At 58.9% G+C, this 17,749-nt stretch carries 14 protein-coding genes and 2 tRNA genes; 7 read left to right on the top strand and 9 right to left on the bottom strand.

Going from position 1 to position 17,749, the window contains the following annotated elements:
- The first annotated feature begins 9 nt into the window (after positions 1-9).
- The 3 genes from tpiA to pyrG all read left to right on the top strand — a co-directional run bounded on the left by tpiA (position 10) and on the right by pyrG (position 3,188).
- A complete protein-coding gene (gene tpiA / locus Q4481_RS17900) occupies positions 10-771 on the top strand; it encodes a triose-phosphate isomerase (RefSeq protein ID WP_304377766.1) in 762 nt (253 codons plus the stop codon).
- 122 nt (positions 772-893) lie between these two features.
- A complete protein-coding gene (gene secG, locus Q4481_RS17895; RefSeq protein ID WP_304377765.1) occupies positions 894-1,418 on the top strand; it encodes a preprotein translocase subunit SecG in 525 nt (174 codons plus the stop codon).
- 141 nt (positions 1,419-1,559) lie between these two features.
- The gene (gene pyrG, locus Q4481_RS17890) at positions 1,560-3,188 is read left to right on the top strand and encodes a CTP synthase (RefSeq protein ID WP_304377764.1); all 1,629 of its coding nucleotides are present in this window, start codon (positions 1,560-1,562) and stop codon (positions 3,186-3,188) included.
- A gap of 400 nt (positions 3,189-3,588) precedes the next feature.
- Here the strand turns inward: pyrG and Q4481_RS17885 are convergent, their stop codons facing one another.
- The 6 genes from Q4481_RS17885 to Q4481_RS17860 all read right to left on the bottom strand — a co-directional run bounded on the left by Q4481_RS17885 (position 3,589) and on the right by Q4481_RS17860 (position 10,735).
- A complete protein-coding gene (locus tag Q4481_RS17885; protein WP_304377763.1) occupies positions 3,589-4,389 on the bottom strand; it encodes a GGDEF domain-containing protein in 801 nt (266 codons plus the stop codon).
- 239 nt (positions 4,390-4,628) lie between these two features.
- Entirely contained in the window at positions 4,629-5,804 is a 1,176-nt protein-coding gene (locus tag Q4481_RS17880) for a calcium-binding protein (RefSeq protein ID WP_304377762.1), read from the bottom strand.
- An 89-nt stretch (positions 5,805-5,893) separates the two neighbouring features.
- The gene (locus tag Q4481_RS17875; protein ID WP_304377761.1) at positions 5,894-7,033 is read right to left on the bottom strand and encodes an NADH:flavin oxidoreductase/NADH oxidase; all 1,140 of its coding nucleotides are present in this window, start codon (positions 7,031-7,033) and stop codon (positions 5,894-5,896) included.
- Between the two features lie 116 nt (positions 7,034-7,149).
- Positions 7,150-7,980 carry a RadC family protein gene (radC, locus tag Q4481_RS17870; protein ID WP_304377760.1) on the bottom strand — a complete coding sequence of 277 codons (831 nt, stop codon included), beginning with the start codon at positions 7,978-7,980 and terminating at the stop codon, positions 7,150-7,152.
- A gap of 6 nt (positions 7,981-7,986) precedes the next feature.
- Complete coding sequence (map, locus tag Q4481_RS17865; RefSeq protein ID WP_304377759.1) at positions 7,987-8,814, bottom strand: type I methionyl aminopeptidase; 828 nt, start codon at positions 8,812-8,814, stop codon at positions 7,987-7,989.
- A 79-nt stretch (positions 8,815-8,893) separates the two neighbouring features.
- On the bottom strand, positions 8,894-10,735 hold the full coding sequence (locus Q4481_RS17860) for a PHA/PHB synthase family protein (protein WP_304377758.1): 1,842 nt from the start codon (positions 10,733-10,735) through the stop codon (positions 8,894-8,896).
- Between the two features lie 148 nt (positions 10,736-10,883).
- Between Q4481_RS17860 and Q4481_RS17855 the strand changes: the two genes are divergently transcribed.
- The 4 genes from Q4481_RS17855 (at position 10,884) to recJ (ending at position 15,757) form a co-directional block, all read left to right on the top strand.
- Positions 10,884-11,180 (top strand): SHOCT domain-containing protein, encoded by a 297-nt coding sequence (locus Q4481_RS17855; protein WP_304377757.1) that lies wholly within the window; start codon positions 10,884-10,886, stop codon positions 11,178-11,180.
- 135 nt (positions 11,181-11,315) lie between these two features.
- Positions 11,316-12,539, top strand: coding sequence for an LL-diaminopimelate aminotransferase (locus Q4481_RS17850; RefSeq protein WP_304377756.1), 1,224 nt, complete (start codon positions 11,316-11,318; stop codon positions 12,537-12,539).
- 27 nt (positions 12,540-12,566) lie between these two features.
- Entirely contained in the window at positions 12,567-13,889 is a 1,323-nt protein-coding gene (locus Q4481_RS17845; protein ID WP_304377755.1) for a homoserine dehydrogenase, read from the top strand.
- Positions 13,890-13,954: 65 nt separating this feature from the next.
- The gene (gene recJ, locus Q4481_RS17840) at positions 13,955-15,757 is read left to right on the top strand and encodes a single-stranded-DNA-specific exonuclease RecJ (RefSeq protein ID WP_304377754.1); all 1,803 of its coding nucleotides are present in this window, start codon (positions 13,955-13,957) and stop codon (positions 15,755-15,757) included.
- 100 nt (positions 15,758-15,857) lie between these two features.
- Here recJ and Q4481_RS17835 read toward each other — a convergent pair.
- From Q4481_RS17835 to Q4481_RS17825, 3 genes are all read right to left on the bottom strand, one after another.
- Positions 15,858-15,932 (bottom strand) — tRNA-Glu (locus Q4481_RS17835).
- 175 nt (positions 15,933-16,107) lie between these two features.
- Positions 16,108-16,182: transfer RNA gene (locus Q4481_RS17830), tRNA-Glu, on the bottom strand.
- Between the two features lie 146 nt (positions 16,183-16,328).
- Positions 16,329-17,555, bottom strand: coding sequence for a D-Ala-D-Ala carboxypeptidase family metallohydrolase (locus tag Q4481_RS17825; protein ID WP_304377753.1), 1,227 nt, complete (start codon positions 17,553-17,555; stop codon positions 16,329-16,331).
- Positions 17,556-17,749 lie beyond the last annotated feature (194 nt).

Genomic DNA, 17,749 nt, shown 5'->3' with positions numbered 1-17,749 from the left:
GAGATCGATATGACGCCGGAAATCAAGCCGCTCGTTGCCGGAAACTGGAAGATGAACGGAACCCGCGAGCAGCTCAACGAGCTCAAGGCGATGGCTGAAGGTGTCGCGCCGCTTGCTGGCAAGATCGATACGCTCATCTGCCCGCCGGCAACGCTTCTCTATGTGGCGACGGCGCTTTGCACCGACAGTCCGTTGAAGATCGGCGCCCAGGATTGCCATACGGCCCAGTCGGGTGCTTTCACCGGCGACATCTCCGCTACGATGATTGCCGATTGCTTCGGTACCTTTGTGATCGTCGGCCACTCGGAACGCCGTACGCTGCATGGCGAAAGCGATGCGCTGGTGCGTGCCAAGGCCGAGGCCGCCCATGCCGCCGAACTGGTGGCCATCGTCTGCATCGGCGAGACCGAAGCCGAGCGCAAGGGCGGTGAAACGCTCGATGTGCTGAAGCGCCAGTTGGCCGGCTCGGTGCCGGATGCCGCCACCGCTGCCAATACCGTCATTGCCTATGAACCGGTCTGGGCGATCGGCACCGGCCTGACGCCGACGGCCGCCGATGTCGAGGAGGCACATGCCTTCATGCGCTCGGAACTCGTGGCGCGCTTCGGCGCCGAGGGCAAGAAGGTGCGCATTCTCTATGGCGGTTCCGTCAAACCGTCGAATGCAGCCGAACTGATGGCGATCGCCAATGTCGATGGTGCCCTGATCGGTGGGGCGAGCTTGAAAGCAGCCGACTTCCTTGCCATATCCAAGGTCTACGAAGCGCTTTAAGGCTCAGTGAGAACAGTTCGTGCGCTTGAAAGGCGAGGCGAGGGGCTTTCCAAGCGGGCGGGCCTCGTGTAAGAGCGCGCCAAACACATTTAGGTTCGGAACTTCCGGACAGGATTGGACATATGCAGACGGTATTGATCGTTATCCATCTGATGATCGTTCTGGCGCTGGTTGGCGTCGTGCTCATCCAGCGTTCCGAGGGCGGTGGTCTGGGCATCGGTGGCGGTTCCGGTTTCATGAGCGCGCGCGGTGCTGCCAACGCCTTGACGCGGACGACGGCCATTCTCGCGACGCTGTTCTTCATCACCTCGCTCAGCCTCGGCATCCTTGCCCGCTATCAGGCCAAGCCGACCGACATTCTCGACAAGCTGCCGACGACGACATCGGGCGACAATGGTCTTCTTGATGCGCTCGGCGGCAATGAAAAGAAGCCGGAAGCGCCGGTGGCGGCTGACCCGAATGCCATTCCGACCGATGGTGATAACACCCAGCCTGCTGCACCTGCGGATGCCGCCAAGCCGGCGGATGCTGCGAAGCCTGCAGACGCGGCAGCACCTGCTGATGCTGCCAAACCTGCGGATGCGACAGCCACGAAGCCGGCAGATGCCGCTCCGAAGACCGAGAACAATTCGACGCCGGCCCAATAATCCGGCACATCACTTCAAAAAGCCGGCGGGTTTCCTGCCGGCTTTTTTTGTGGGCCAATGACAAATGGTCTGGCCCTGGAACTCGTGGATAACAATTTTTCTCTGGCGGAATCAGCCGGGAAGCAGTATCGGGTAAAGCCCATGGCGCGATATGTATTCATCACTGGCGGTGTGGTTTCCTCTTTGGGGAAAGGCATCGCGTCCGCAGCTTTGGGAACGCTCCTGCAGGCGCGCGGTTACCGGGTTCGGCTCAAGAAGCTCGATCCTTATCTCAACGTCGATCCGGGCACCATGAGCCCGACGCAGCATGGCGAAGTCTTCGTCACCGATGATGGTGCCGAAACCGACCTCGACCTCGGCCATTACGAGCGGTTCACCGGACGTTCGGCCACTAAGACCGATAACATCACCACCGGTCGGATCTACAAGAACATCATCGACAAGGAACGGCGCGGCGATTATCTCGGCGCCACGGTTCAGGTCATTCCGCATGTGACGAACGAGATCAAGAATTTCGTCACCGACGGCAATGACGGCTACGATTTCGTTCTCTGCGAAATCGGTGGCACTGTCGGCGATATCGAAGCGATGCCGTTCATCGAGGCGATCCGCCAACTCGGCAATGAGTTGCCCCGCCATTCTGCCGTCTATGTGCATCTGACACTGATGCCCTACATTCCGGCGGCGGGCGAACTCAAGACCAAGCCGACGCAGCATTCCGTCAAGGAACTGCAGGCGATGGGTATCCATCCCGATGTCCTGCTGGTGCGTGCCGACCGGGAAATTCCGGAAGCCGAGCGCAAGAAACTGTCGCTCTTCTGCAATGTGCGCCCGTCGGCCGTGATTCAGGCGCTGGATGTCGCCAGCATCTATGATGTTCCGAACGCCTATCACAAGGAAGGCCTGGACGACGAAGTCCTGGCTGCGTTCGGCATCGAGCCCGCGCCGCAGCCGCGCATGGAGACCTGGGAAGAGGTTTCCCGCCGAATCCACAATCCGGAAGGCGAGGTCACCATCGCCATCGTCGGCAAGTATACCGGCCTCAAGGATGCCTACAAATCGCTGATCGAAGCGCTTTATCACGGTGGCATTGCCAACCAGGTCAAGGTGAAGCTCGAGTGGATCGAATCCGAAATCTTCGAAAAGGAAGATCCGGCCCCCTATCTTGAGAAGGTGCACGGCATTCTGGTGCCGGGCGGTTTCGGCGAGCGTGGTTCGGAAGGCAAGATCCTTGCGGCCCAGTTCGCGCGTGAACGCAAAGTTCCCTATTTCGGGATCTGTTTCGGCATGCAGATGGCGGTGGTGGAAGCTGCCCGTCACCTCGCCGGCATCGAGAAGGCCTCATCGACCGAATTCGGCAAGACGTCCGAACCGGTCGTTGGCCTGATGACGGAATGGGTGAAGGGCAACGAGCTCGAAAAGCGTTCGGCCGCTGGCGATCTCGGCGGCACGATGCGGCTTGGTGCCTATCGCGCCAGCCTCAAGAAAGAGAGCCGGATAGCCGATATCTACGGAACGACGGAAATTTCGGAACGTCATCGTCATCGCTATGAAGTGAATGTCGATTACAAGGACCGGCTCGAAAAATGCGGCCTCGTCTTCTCCGGCATGTCGCCGGATGGCGTGCTTCCGGAAACGGTCGAATATGCCGACCATCCCTGGTTCATCGGCGTGCAGTATCACCCCGAGCTCAAGAGCCGTCCGTTTGAACCGCATCCGTTGTTTGCGAGCTTCGTCGAAGCCGCACTCGAACAGAGCCGGCTGGTGTGATCGCATCAGGAAATCGAATGACCATTTAGAGCGTAGATCGGCCTTATTGAACCAATTCTGTTGGCTCAAACTGGTTTTCCGCGAGGAGAGCGGCGCGAGCTGTAGCCGTCGCGTACAGCCAAGCCGCTCGACGTTGCGGAGAGCCAGTTTCAGCCAACCCACCGCAGATTTGCTTACGTAAATCTGCGCATTATGAAAGTCGGGCGTGCTTTCGCTTCGCAAGAGCGAAGCGGCCGCCCGATGGGCGACATGAATTTTTGTCAATCTCTACGGTCTTTGTCGTCGACCGTGCCTATAGGTACGCTCTCGACAAAGTCCTTGATCCTAACAAAAATTCCTTGTCGCAGAATGATTCAATCAGGCCGATCTACGCTCTAAAACGCGGCCATGGCCGCGTTTTTTATACAGCAAGCCTGTCGTCGTTGGCGACCTTGAGCTTTTCGCCTTCCGAGGTGACAACCTGATTGCGGCCACCGGTCTTCGCCTTGTAGAGCAGGCTGTCGGCGGTGCGATAGACATCTTCGAAAAGGCTGCCGGATGAACAGGTAACACAGCCGATGCTGACGGTCAGCCGCAACTTGCTGTTACCATAACTCGGTTGCAGTTCGGTTCGCTGAATGGCCAGGCGGATTTCTTCGGCTTTTTTCGGTGCCGTCTCGCGGTCGGTGTCGGGAAGGAAGATCGCGAATTCTTCGCCGCCCATGCGCCCGACCAGATCCGTCTTGCGCACGGTGCTACGGATGATGCCTGCGACCAGCTGCAAGGCTTCATCGCCGGTGATGTGGCCATGCGTGTCGTTGACCTTCTTGAAATGGTCGACATCGATCAGCAGAAAGGCACTGGGGCTTGTGGCGCCCTGGCTGTTGGCGCGCTGGAACCACGTGTGAACACGATGGGTGAAGGCCGCCCGGTTAAGACAGCCGGTCAGGCCATCGATCGATGCGAAATCCTTGAGCTTGTGGTTCAGGATCGCCGTTTCGCGTAACTTGACGGTCAGATAGAAGAACATCGGGCCGGCGATGATGATCGGCAATACTATCGCGCTGATGATCGACTGAATGAACGCAGCCCGCCCAAGATCCCAGAACGCGGTGACATTATAGGTGACTGAAACCGCAATGCAGCCCAGCGTGCCGAATATGGTCCAGGCAGCAAGTTTGATCTTGCCCTTCCTTGAGATCGTCTGCAGCGATTCAAACAACGCACTACCCTCATCACCAATAGCCCATTGCTAGCGAAAACAGGTGAAGAAGTGGTTAGAGTCTTGATGCGAAGACGCTGAAAATCTCGAACAAATCACTCGATTTCGTGAGTAAAGACCGCATTTTTCGTCACGACATGACCGCGTCTGTATTCTTGTGAGCAGCCTGGCAAACCGTAGAGACTTTTGATGAGCAAGAATTTGCCGGCAGATCAGGATACCCGCCGGCAATAACAGCGTTACACAAGCATATCCCATCCGGACGCAAGGCCGGCATCCGGCGTGAATTCTCCGGTCAAAAGGTTGAGTTTGCCATCAGCAAACCAGGCTCGCTCTATATTCTCGAGATGATCAGTCCCACCACCAAGCAAGCGGATGGTGTTGGCATCCTGATCAAAAACGTAGGCCGAATAGCCATAGGCATAGAAGGCGCGGTCGAAGCCATGTCCGCCATCCAGCCTGTCATTGCCGCTTCGGCTCACGAACTGGTCGTTACCGTCTCCACCCTGGAGAATGTTGCTGCGTGCGTTGCCGAACAATGTGTCTGCGAAAGCGGACCCAACCAAGCCTTCGATCGACCTGTATGTATCGCCAGCGGCTTCACCACCGTTTTCGGCCGGCTTGTCCAGTCTGGCGACGATCCCTTCGCTGGCCATCTTGTAACTGGCGATGTCATAGCCATCGCCGCCAAAAAGCTCGTCGGAGCCCCTCCCGCCGACGAGATAGTCGTTGCCGTTGCCTCCGACCAAGGTGTCATCCGCCTTCAAGCCGTAGAGAAAATCATTGCCGGCGCCGGTTTTCAAAACATTCGCATTGTTGCTTCCGATCACAAGGTCACGATAGGGTTTCCAGAATCTGCTGCCGTCGACATCGACAGTCGTATCGTGATCTTCCGGTAAGTCCGCCCATTTGTGCACCCAGGCATTGTCGATACGCTGGCCATTCGTATAGTCCATTCCTCGCTCGATGATGGTGCCGCTGGCATCATAGCCCATGTAGGAGAGCTGTTCGATATAGCCGGCCTGACGGTAGATCCGATTGACGAAGGCCTGGTTGCTGCCTGCGGGCTCGGCTGCCGTCCAATCGTCCAAGCGTGCGGTTAGCGCATGGCCAAGTTCGTGGATAATGGCTGTAAAGGGAAAATCCTGAACGGCATTGCCATGGCGATCGATATAGCTCGCATTGTCGAGTTCGCGCATGTCGAGATAGACTTCGCCATTCCAGGCGCTGAAATCACCTTTGTTGTAGATGAAATCGATGTCGCGTCCCTTATCGATGACCCAATGATCAAACATCGCGCGGGCGATCGAGGATTCCGAATAGGCCTCCTTGATCACGGCGAGAATTGCCTTTTTATCAGCAGCCGAGAAATCCTCATCTATATTGATCGCAGCAGCGATATCCTTGTAGCTCATTGCATACTCCCAGCTTCCTCTTGGTCACGGCATAGCAGACTGGCGCATTGCCGTGATCGTTGCTCACTGAGTAGCTGATTCATGAGAGCTCAACGACTGGAAAAACCGCGCTGCTTGAGCGAGCGGTCCATGGCGCTGACGGCAAAGCCTGCCTGCTTCGGCCAATCGCCGTAAGCCGTTCGGGACGGTTCGAGCGACAGGCGGGCATGCAGGGGCCAGTTCGGTTCGTCGAGGGCGCCGCGACCGAGCGCGACCAGATCCGCCTTGCCTGAGGCGATGATGTCTTCGGCATCGTTCGGATCCGTAATCAGGCCGACTGCCATGGTGGGAATGCTAGCGCCTTCACGGAGGGCAGCAGCAAGGGGAACCTGATAGTTGGGGGCCGGATCGAAGCGGGCACCATCGAAACCGCCGGATGAACAATCGACAAGGTCCACGCCCAGGGCCTTGAGTTTGGCTGCCAGCCGGATGGAAAAATCGACACCATTGCCGTCCTGATGATTGTCGGAGGCCGAAAGCCGGACGAAGAGCGGCTTGTCTTCCGGCCAGGCCGCGCGCACGGATTCGGCGATTTCGAGCAGGAAGCGCATGCGGTTTTCGTCCGACCCACCATAGGCATCGGTGCGCTTGTTGGCGATCGGGGACAGGAATTCGTTGATCAGGTAACCATGGGCGCCGTGGATTTCAACGATATCGAAGCCGGCGCGATCGGCCCGGCGTGCGGCGTCGACGAAGGCCTGCCGAAGTGAAGCGATCTCATCGACTGTCAGTTCGCGCGGGATCTTGTAATCCGGTGACGATGCATGCGGGATTGCGCTCGGTGCCACCGGTTGCCAATCTTCAAAGCCGACCTCAGGCTTTTCCGCTTCGGTTTCCGTGAAGCCGCCGCGCCACCAGAGCGGTGTTGCAGCCTTTCGACCGGCATGTCCGATCTGGATTGCCGCGGCAGTCGACTGGGTATGAAGAAAATCCACAATACGGGCCAGCGGCGCAATCTGTTCATCCGACCACAGGCCGAGATCGGCATAAGTGATGCGGCCCTCCGGAACGACTGCCGTCGCTTCGACGACAACGGCACCGAAGCCGCCAAGACCGAACCGCGAAAGATGGGCAAAATGCCAGTCATTGGCCAGGCCATGCTTGGCCGAATATTGGCACATCGGCGAGACGACCGTTCTGTTCCGTAACGTTAGCTTACGTAAGGTAAAGGGAGAAAACAAAGCAGACATGGATTGCCTTTCGGGGAGATCATGCGTGGGACGCGGGATGTGGCAAGTCGGCAGGGATGTTTCAAGATGCAGGTTAGCACGTTGCTGCGCGATCATAGTCGCCAGCGGCATCTCGGTCAGATCAACCGCAGGCCCTTGAGGCTGGCATGGCCATCCTTGCCGATGATGATGTGATCATGAACGGTAATGCCCAGAGGCTTTGCGGTGGAGACGATGAGGGCCGTCATGTCGATATCGGCACGCGAAGGCGTCGGATCGCCGGACGGATGGTTGTGGACAAGGATGATGGCGGTCGCCGAGAGTTCGAGCGCGCGTTTGACCACCTCTCGCGGATAGACCGGGGTATGATCCACTGTGCCGCGCTGCTGTACCTCATCGGCGATCAGCTGGTTGCGTTTGTCGAGAAAGAGAATGCGGAACTGCTCGGTCGTTTCATGCGCCATGGCGGCATGGCAATATTCGATCACCGAAGACCAGGAGCCGAGCACCGTCTTGCCCCGGATCTCACTCTTCAGCGTGCGGTGGCCGATGGCCGCGACCAGCTTGAGATCGGTGGCGACGGCTTCGCCGACACCCTTGATCTCGCAAAGCAGGTGATGTGGTGCCCCGAAAACCCCGGCCAGGGTTCCGAACCGATCGAGGAGGGCCTTGGCGACCGGCTTGGTGTCGCGGCGGGGAATCAGCCGAAACAGCATCAGTTCCAGCAATTCATAATCCGCCAGACTGCCATCGCCCTGTTCGCGGAAGCGTGAGCGCAGGCGCTCACGGTGGCCGTGATAATGTTCGGCAGGCTGTTGCGACTGACCGTCCTTGACCGGCTTGGCTTTTTTCAGGCCGGAACGACCTGTCACAGGCTCGAAGAAAAAACCGCGTTCGTCGATGGCTTCGTTCTGCCCGTCTTCAGCCTGTTCGATCGGATCGTTCCGGCTTTCGGGCGTCGTTGCCATGATGCCTCACATGGTCAGGCCCGGCGTATCGAGACCGCCGGGTGAAAGCGTGAAGATTTCGCAACCGGTCGCGGTGACGCCGATGGCATGTTCATATTGTGCCGACAGCGAACGATCCCGCGTCACAGCCGTCCAGCCATCCGAAAGCACTTTGACATGCGGCCGACCGAGATTGATCATCGGTTCGATGGTGAAGATCATGCCTTCGCGCAGTTCCGGCCCGTCATTCGGTTGGCCGTAATGAAGGATGTTCGGAGCGTCGTGGAAAAGTTGGCCAAGGCCATGGCCGCAGAAATCACGCACCACCGAACAGCGTTCCGCTTCGGCATAGGTCTGGATCGCATGGCCGATGGCACCGGTGCGGGCGCCGGGCTTGACCGCCTGGATGCCGAGCATCAGCGATCGGTAGGTCACTTCCATCAGCCGTTCGGCCGCGCGCTTCACTTCGCCGACCGGATACATGCGGCTAGAATCACCGTGCCAGCCGTCGACGATGAAGGTTACGTCGACATTGACGATATCGCCTTCGCGCAGCGGCTTGTCGTCCGGAATGCCGTGGCAGACAACATGGTTGATCGAGGTGCAGGAGGCCTTGCGGTAGCCGCGATAATTCAGCGTCGCCGGCAGGGCTCCGTGGTCAAGGCCGAATTCGAGAACGAACTTGTCGATCGCATCGGTTGTGACGCCCGGCTTGACCAGCGGCCAGATCGCATCGAGGCAGCGCGCTGTCAGCTGGCATGCCTTGCGCATGCCTTCGAACGCGTCAGCGCCGTAGATCCGGATCGCTCCGGTGTTTTTCATCGGCGCTGTCATCGCATCGATATAGGTGACCATTTCACGCAATTCCCGGCAATATTCTCCATTCGAACCTGTATGCCGGGTTCATCCCGTGCAATCAAGCTCTTTGACGGGGCTAGACCCGCACGCGCACATAGGAACCCGGCGCTTCCTCGATCGGATTGAGCTGATCGCCACCCGGGCGCCGTGCCGGAACCGTCTTGGAATGATGTTCAAGGATCCAGCCATGCCAGTGCGGCCACCAGGACCCCGGCGTTTCCTTGGCACGTTTGGTCCAGTCTTCGAATTCGCCATCGAGCGACGGATCGGTCCAGTATTGGTATTTCACCTTGTCCGGCGGGTTGACGACACCCGCAATATGACCAGAACCGGACATGACATAGGTGACTTCGCCGCCGAACAGTTTCGAGCCGATATAGACCGATTTCGCCGGAGCGATATGGTCCTCTCGGGCCGCGAGATTGTAGATCGGGATCTTGATGTCATGGAGCGACAATGTCTGGCCGGCGAGCTCCATGCGGCCCTGCGCCAATGTATTGTCGAGATAGCAGTTGCGCAGATAATAGGAATGATTGGCCTTCGGCATTCGGGTGCTGTCCGAATTCCAGTAGAGAAGGTCGAAGGGCATCGGATCCTGGCCCTTCAGGTAGTTGTTGACGAAATAGGGCCAGATCAGTTCCGAAGCCCGCAGCATGTTGAAGGCGAGCGCCATCTTCGATCCGTCGAGATAGCCGTCCGCCTCCATCATCTTTTCGATGTTCTGCAACTGGGCTTCGTCGGCAAACACCTTCAGATCGCCGGCATGGGTGAAATCCACCTGGGTCGTGAACAGGGTGGCGGTCTTTATGCGTTTGTCGCCCTCGCGTGCATGCAGGGCAAGGGTTGCGGCCAGAAGCGTGCCGCCGACGCAGTAACCGATCGCGTTGACCTTCTCTTCGCCGGTGGCCTTGGTGATCGTGTCGAGGGCGAAATTGATGCCGTCGCGCGAATAATCAACCCAGTCCTTCTCCGCATGGCGCTCATCCGGATTGACCCAGGAAATCACGAACACGGTATGGCCCTGTTCGACGCACCATTTGATGAAGCTCTTTTGCGGATTGAGATCGAGCACATAGAACTTGTTGATCCAGGGCGGGCAGATGAGGAGAGGGCGCTTCAGCACCTCCTCGGTGGCCGCCTCATACTGGATGATCTGGCAGATCTCGTTTTCCGCGATCACCTTGCCCGGCGTCACGGCCATGTTCTCGCCGACCTTGAACTTGCTCGCATCGGTCTGCCGGATGCGGAGGTCGCCCTTTCCGGCTTTGATGTCTTCGGCGAGCTTTTTCATACCTTCGACAAGGTTGGCGCCGTTCTGGGCCACAGTCTCCTTGTAGAGAACCGGGTTCGTCAGCACAAAATTGGCCGGTGAAAGGGCCGAGGTCAGCTGCCGGACATAGAACTGCGCCTTGTGGCGGGTGTGGTCATCAAGGCCTTCGGCCTTGGCGGTCAGGGTTTCGACCCAGTCAGCCGTGACCGTATAGACCTGACGGAGAAAATCGAAGAAGGGTGTCGCCTTCCAGTCGGGATCGCTGAAGCGCTTGTCGTCGCGAACAGCAACGGCCGCCTTCTCCGACTGCCCCGCTGTGGCAGCAAGCGTCTGCATCCAGATGTTGAAATAGGCGGACATGAGGTAGGTCTGCGCTTCGAGCGTGCGCTGGGGATCCTTGATCCAGTATTCGACCACGCTCGAGAGCGTCTTGACGATATCTGTCACGGGCTCGATGACGATATCGACCTTTTCGCCGCTTTCACGCGGTTGCAACCATTCCGAGGCCGCCTTGCCGAGATTTTCAAGCGATCGGGCGATATTGACGGACAGAGCCTCCGGATTCTTCACCAGAAACGGTTCGATCATTTTCGGATCGAATTGCGGTGGCGGTGCTGCCCCTCCGGCTTCGGCCTTCGTATTGCTCATGTCCTCGCTCCCAGAATTCTTATTGTCTTTATACATTTAGTTTGCACGAAACCTGTCTGCAATTCTAGCTTTGTCATATCGATAAATGGTAGGGTCCGGTTCGGAGATTTACCTCCAGAGCGCATGCGCAGGGCCGGATATGACAGTCGTGATCAGAATCGCTTTCCTCCTTCTCCTCGCCGGAGGTCTGTCTGGCTTGCTTTCCTCGTGCAATTCGAGCGGGAATGCGAATGATGCGCTCAATCCGGTGGCTGGAGCCAACCATTCGGAATTTTCCAAGCCGCTGACAACAGCGATGCCGCAAATGAGCGATGCAGAAGCGGCAAAAATGTCCAAGGATCTCTCTGCCCTGGCGCAGGGCCGCCGCGATGGGACGATTTCTGAAGCCGAATACTGGCGTCGCGTTCGCGAGATGCAGGCACTGGCGGGAAGCAACGCCGAATAGGCACGATGGGCGCCAACGTCCTCTGTTTCGGCGCTTCGATCGTCCGGACGCCAATTTGCGCTTGCCTTTCTCGACTTTTGGAAGCAAAGCGTGATTTGCGGCAGGTTTGTGCCGCTTTGAAGCCACGAGGTTCCCATGGAAGAGTTTCACAAGGTCCGGCGCCTTCCGCCTTATGTGTTCGAGCAGGTCAACCGTCTGAAGGCGGCCGCGCGAGCCGGTGGCGCCGACATCGTGGATCTCGGCATGGGCAATCCCGATCTGCCGACCAACAAGTTCATCGTCGACAAGCTGATCGAATCCGTGCAGCGGCCGGATACGCATGGTTATTCGAGCTCGAAGGGCATTCCGGGCCTGCGTCGTGCCCAGGCTGCCTATTATGAACGCCGTTTCGGCGTGAAGCTCAATCCCGATACGCAAATCGTTGCGACGCTCGGTTCGAAGGAAGGCTTCGCCAATATGGCGCAGGCCATTACCGCGCCGGGCGATGTGGTTCTGTGCCCGAACCCGTCCTATCCGATCCATGCTTTCGGCTTCCTGATGGTCGGCGGCGTCATTCGCTCGATCCCGATCGAACCGGATGCGGAATTCTTCCGGGCGCTGGAACGCGCCGTCGTCCATTCGATTCCGAAGCCGATCGCGATGATCCTCTGCTATCCGTCGAACCCGACTGCTTCCGTGGTCGAGCTCGATTTCTACAAGGATGTGGTCGCCTTCGCCAAGAAGCATGGCATCTTCGTGCTGTCGGACCTTGCTTATTCCGAAATCTATTTCGACGGCAATCCGCCGCCGTCGGTCCTGCAGGTTCCGGGCGCCATCGATGTTGCCGTCGAATTCACCTCGATGTCGAAGACATTTTCCATGGCCGGCTGGCGCATGGGTTTTGCCGTCGGCAACGACCGGCTGATTTCGGCGCTGACGCGTGTGAAATCCTATCTCGATTATGGTGCCTTCACGCCCATTCAGGTGGCCGCGAGTGCTGCGCTCAATGATCCGGATGCGGACAAGCATATCGATGAGGTGCGTCAGGTCTACAAGCGTCGCCGCGACGTGCTGGTCGACAGTTTCGGCCGTTCCGGCTGGGACATTCCGGCGCCGAAGGCCTCGATGTTCGCCTGGGTTCCGGTGCCGGAAAAGTTCCGTCATCTCGGCAGTCTCGAATTCTCCAAGCTCCTGATCGAAAAGGCCGACGTTGCCGTCGCACCGGGCATCGGGTTCGGGGAACATGGCGACGATTATGTCCGTATCGCACTCGTCGAGAACGAACATCGCATCCGTCAGGCGGCGCGCAACATCAAGCGCTTCTTCTCCACCGCCGATGAAAACCTCCACAATGTCGTCGCGCTGAAATCGGCGCGTTGAAGTTTTAATTGAAGACAGGATTTGGATATGGCTGAGGCCCTCAAGATCGGTATTGCGGGGTTGGGAACCGTTGGCTCTGCGCTTTTCAAGATCATTGAAACGCGGCAGAACATGCTGGCCATCACATGCGGCCGCAAGATCGAGATCGTCGCCGTTTCGGCCCGTGACCGCAACCGTGACCGCGGGATCGATATGTCTGGGGTTGCCTGGTACGATGATCCGGTGGCCATGGCATCGGAAGCCGGGATCGATGTCTTCATCGAACTGATGGGCGGTGCTTCGGGTGCGGCGCACGCGGCTGTTAAGGCAGCGCTTGGGCGCGGTCTCCATGTGGTGACAGCCAACAAGGCGCTTCTTGCCGCCCATGGCGTCGATCTGGCCGCACTTGCCGAAGAGAAAGGCGCCATTCTCAATTTCGAGGCTGCGGTTGCCGGTGGTATTCCGGTCATCAAGGCGCTCAGGGAATCTTTGACCGGCAATACGGTCAGCCGCGTCTATGGCATCATGAACGGCACCTGCAACTACATCCTGACCCGGATGGAGAAAGAGGCAATGTCGTTCGAGGCCTGCCTCAAGGAAGCGCAGCGTCTCGGTTATGCCGAAGCTGATCCCGCCTTCGATATCGAGGGCAATGATACGGCCCACAAGCTGTCGATCCTGACCACGCTTGCTTTCGGAACCCGGATTGCCGCCGATGACATCTATCTCGAAGGCATCACCAATATCTCGCTTGAGGATATTCGGGCTGCCGGCGAACTCGGCTACAAGATCAAGCTGCTCGGCGTGGCGCAGAAAACCGCAACCGGCATCGAACAGCGCGTGCATCCCACCATGGTCCCGGTGGATTCAGTCATCGCTCAGGTGGATGGCGTCACCAATGCGGTGGCGATCGAAAGCGATATTCTCGGCGAATTGCTGATGGTTGGCCCCGGTGCCGGTGGCAATGCCACGGCTTCGGCCGTGCTCGGTGACATTGCGGATATCGCCAAGAGCCGCCCCGGTGCCCAGCTCGTGCCGAGCCTCGGACGACCGGCCCTGCAGCTCGAACCATTCGTGCGCGGTGAAATCCAGGCGCATGAGGGCGGCTATTTTATTCGCCTGACGGTCGAGGACCGGATCGGCGTTTTCGCGAGCATTGCCAAGAACATGGCGGACAACGGCATCTCGCTCGAATCCATCGTGCAGCGGCCCAGCGAAACCGCCGACGAACTGGCACGCAAGACCGTGATCCTGGTCACGCATGCGACGGCGGAACATGCCGTGCGCAAGGCGGTTGCCGCGATCAAGTCGGAAGGCTATCTGTCGGGCGAACCGCAGGTCATCCGCATCGAGCGCCCTAAAGCGGGGTGAATGGTGGCGGGGTGATTGTCTCAGCGGGGTTGCTGCGGTTCGGCTCTGGCAATAAAGGTCAGTGAATGGAAGAACGCGCCGATCCCGTTGAACGAGCCTTTCTCAATGTCGAACGCTCGGTGCTCGGCCAGCGATGGGTTTCGCGTATCGATCAGGCCGGCCAGAACCGGGCGCTGGCGATGGCCCAGCAGCATGGCCTGCCGGAGCTGACGGCGCGGGTATTGGCCGGGCGCGGCGTCGGGGTTGCCGAAGCGCTTGCCTTTCTCGACCCGACCATCCGGTCGCTGATGCCGGACCCCCATACACTGACGGATTGTCAGAAGGCGGCCGAGCGGATTGCGCTTGCCATAAGGCGTCGTCAGCGGATTGCGATCTTCGGCGACTACGATGTCGACGGCGCATCGTCCTCAGCCCTGATAGGGCGGTTTCTCCATCATTTCGGCATTGACTGCGAAATCTATATTCCCGACCGGATTTTCGAGGGTTATGGACCCAATCCCGCCGCGATCAACCAGCTGATCGATGGCGGTGCGCAACTGATCGTGACGGTCGATTGCGGTTCCACCAGCCATGAATCGCTCAAGGTGGCTGAGGAGCGCGGGATCGATGTCGTTGTCATCGATCATCATCAGGTGACCCATGATCTTCCGGCCTGCCATGCCCTCGTCAATCCCAACCGGGAAGACGATCTGTCCGGGCAGGGGCATCTTTGTGCGGCCGGCGTGGTTTTCCTGGTGCTGGTGGCTGTGCAGCGGCATCTACGCCAGCAGGGCGATGAGAGGGCGGCGGCGATCGACCTACTGGCTATGCTCGATCTCGTTGCTCTGGCGACGGTCTGCGATGTGGTGCCACTGAAGGGGCTCAATCGCGCCTATGTCGTCAAGGGACTGGTGGCGGCCCGCCATATGCAGAATCCCGGGCTGACGGCACTCCTGGTCAAGGCCGGCATCGGCGGACCGGTCACGCCCTATCATCTTGGCTTCCTGATCGGTCCGCGCATCAATGCCGGCGGTCGCATCGGCGATGCGGCGCTGGGCGCGCGGCTTCTGATGGAAGACGATGCCGGACGCGCCGCCGAGATCGCCAGCCGGCTCGACGAGCTCAACAAGGAGCGTCAGGCTATGGAGGCGGCGATGCTGGCGGAAGCGGAGGCCGAAGCGCTTGCCGAATATGGGACTGGGGAAAAGGCATCGGTGATCGTCACCGCCAGCGATCGCTGGCATCCCGGCATCGTCGGGCTGCTTGCTGCGCGCCTGAAGGAAAAATTCCGCCGACCGGCTTTTGCGATCGCCTTCGACCCGTCCGGAAAGGGAACCGGTTCCGGTCGCTCGATCAACGGCTTCGACATGGGCCGCATGGTGCGCGCGGCGGTCGAATCCGGTTTGCTCGTCAAGGGTGGAGGGCACGCGATGGCAGCAGGCCTGACGGTGGAGCGCGCCCAGCTTGGCCGCCTGCGCGGCTTTTTCGATGAACAGGCACAGCGCACCGTATCCGAACTTGTCGCCAACGAGGTGTTGAAAATCGATGGCGCGCTTGGGGCTGCCGGTGCGAGTTTTGATCTGGTGGATCAGCTGGAGAAGGCTGGGCCCTATGGTTCGGGCCACCCGCAACCGGTTTTCGTGCTGCCGGCGCATCGTGTGATCGATAGCCGCTACATTGGCACGAACCATGTCAAGGTGACGATGCAGGGATTGGATGGTAGCCGGATCGATGCGATCGCCTTCCGGGCGGCGGAAACCGATCTGGGACGCCTGCTGCTTTCCGGGCGGGGAGACCAGATCCATGTCGCCGGGACGCTCGGTGCCGATCACTGGCAGGGAAGCCGCCGGATCCAGTTCCGCATTCTCGACGCGGCCAAAGCCCACTGATGTCAAGCTCCTGGTCCTTCGGATGGTCCGGAAGACACAATGACAGGCTACAGCGCTGGGAAGCGTTTGCTGGTCCATATTTTCGGGGAAATCAAAGAAGTGGCACGCCCTAGGGGAGTCGAACCCCTCTTCCCAGAATGAAAATCTGGTGTCCTAACCGATAGACGAAGGGCGCTTCCTTCGTGGTGGCGCCCTTATAGTCAGGCACGGAGATTCCCGCAAGCGCCAGTTTGCATTTTTTTGCAGAAAATCGAGAAAATCTTTGAGGGAATTTTATTCGGGCAAAACATTAGGAAAATAGCGCAAGCCATTCTGTTTGCGTTTCAATTCGACAATGCTTGTGGAGATGATGGCACGCCCTAGGGGAGTCGAACCCCTCTTCCCAGAATGAAAATCTGGTGTCCTAACCGATAGACGAAGGGCGCTTCCTTCGTGGTGGCGCCCTTATAGTCAGGCATGGAGATTCCCGCAAGCGCAAAAAAGCGGAAAATGACAAAAAAATGTAGAAAAAAGCACGAGCGTAAAAAATGCGTTTCACAAAACAAAACAGGCGCTTACGCGCCTGTTGATCTCAACCCCGCCGTTTGCTGCGCCGGCATCGCCAATTCCAGTCGCGTTCGCCGCCGACATCGATATGGACCGAGTTGGTGTGGCAGTAGGTGCCGACGCCGCCGCGTCCGGGGATGGAGCGCAGGTAATCGGCCAGCGCCCATTTGGAAACGCCCTGAACCTGGATATCGGCCGCTGCGCAAAGCGTGTGGAGCGAATGACGCACCCCGCCGGCGCGACGGTTATGCCGCGGATCCCGATAGCCTGAGGTTACCACGACCGGCCGTTTGTAATGATCCTCGACAAATTTGATCACGTTGACGAGTTCGGGGCGAAGGCAGGAGACTTCCACTTCCGGCGTCTGGGTCCAGATGCCGTTCGAAGCCATCCGCGTCATGCTGGGCAGAGATGCGAGCTTCATGAGCCCCACAGGCTCGCCATCATCCTCGTCGCCCTGATCGAGCGGCTGGGCCTGCGGGAACATGGCATTTGTGGTGACGCCGGGCAGGGCGGCATTCGGCAGTGCAGCTGTGCGCATGTTGGGAATCGACGATGTGCTCAGACGCTTGCGCGACGAATCGCCGAAACGGGACGAATCGAAATTCTCTTCATCCTCTTCGTCATCGGCATTGCCGAAGAAATCTGCGAGCGTGCGGGCTTTGCGAACCGGTTTCTCCTTCGGCTCCTCCGTCTGTTGCACCACTTCAGGGGTTAGCACCGCGGGATTGACCATGGCCACCTGTTCGACCGGCTGGTTTACCGCCGCATCCGGATTGATTTCGGCAGCAAGCGGCGCTTCATCCGGCGGCACGAGACCCGCAAGCGCCATGTCCTGCGCCTGTGCCACCGTTTCGGCATTCGGCAGCGGCACCGTTTCGCTGGTGACGACCGGAGCCGTCGCCCCGGCATAGATGCTGTTCTGCGTCGCATTCATGGCGGCGCTAACAGGCTTGCCCGTGACCGGATCGATCGTCTCGGTCAGCGGACGGTCGGCTGTTTCCACAGGGACAGGCTGGGTCGAAAACAGGCTGGTCTTGGTTGCCGCGACATTCTTGCGACCGGGAACGATGGCGTTTTCGGTCGCGTTCGGATTCTCATTGAGCATTTCCGCATCCTGCGCTGCCTGCGAGGCGATGTCAGAAGGCGGATTTTCAGCCGACGTATCGGCAACAACCGGTGCGTTGGCGGCTGCGAGCGTCTGCGGTTTGGTGGTGCTGATGGATTCCAGCTGATCGGTGGTTGACGACATGCATCCACCAAGCCCGAGCATCGTCGCAGCGAAAAGGGCAAACTTCAGTGATTTGCCGGCTCCGAACGTTGTTGTTCGCTGGTTCTGCAATAATAGGCTCCAACTCTACACTTCGCCGTCGCGCGTCAACATGTAACCAAGAAATCGCGGAATGTAAACTGAAGTAAACATTCCGTGATCGCGAGACGGGGCGC

It is taken from the genome of Fluviirhizobium alvei (assembly GCF_030551875.1).
Lineage (GTDB): Bacteria > Pseudomonadota > Alphaproteobacteria > Rhizobiales > Rhizobiaceae > Rhizobium_E > Rhizobium_E alvei.
The sequence above is the reverse complement of the archived record's forward strand: the minus strand, read 5'-3'. Positions and strand labels throughout refer to the sequence as shown.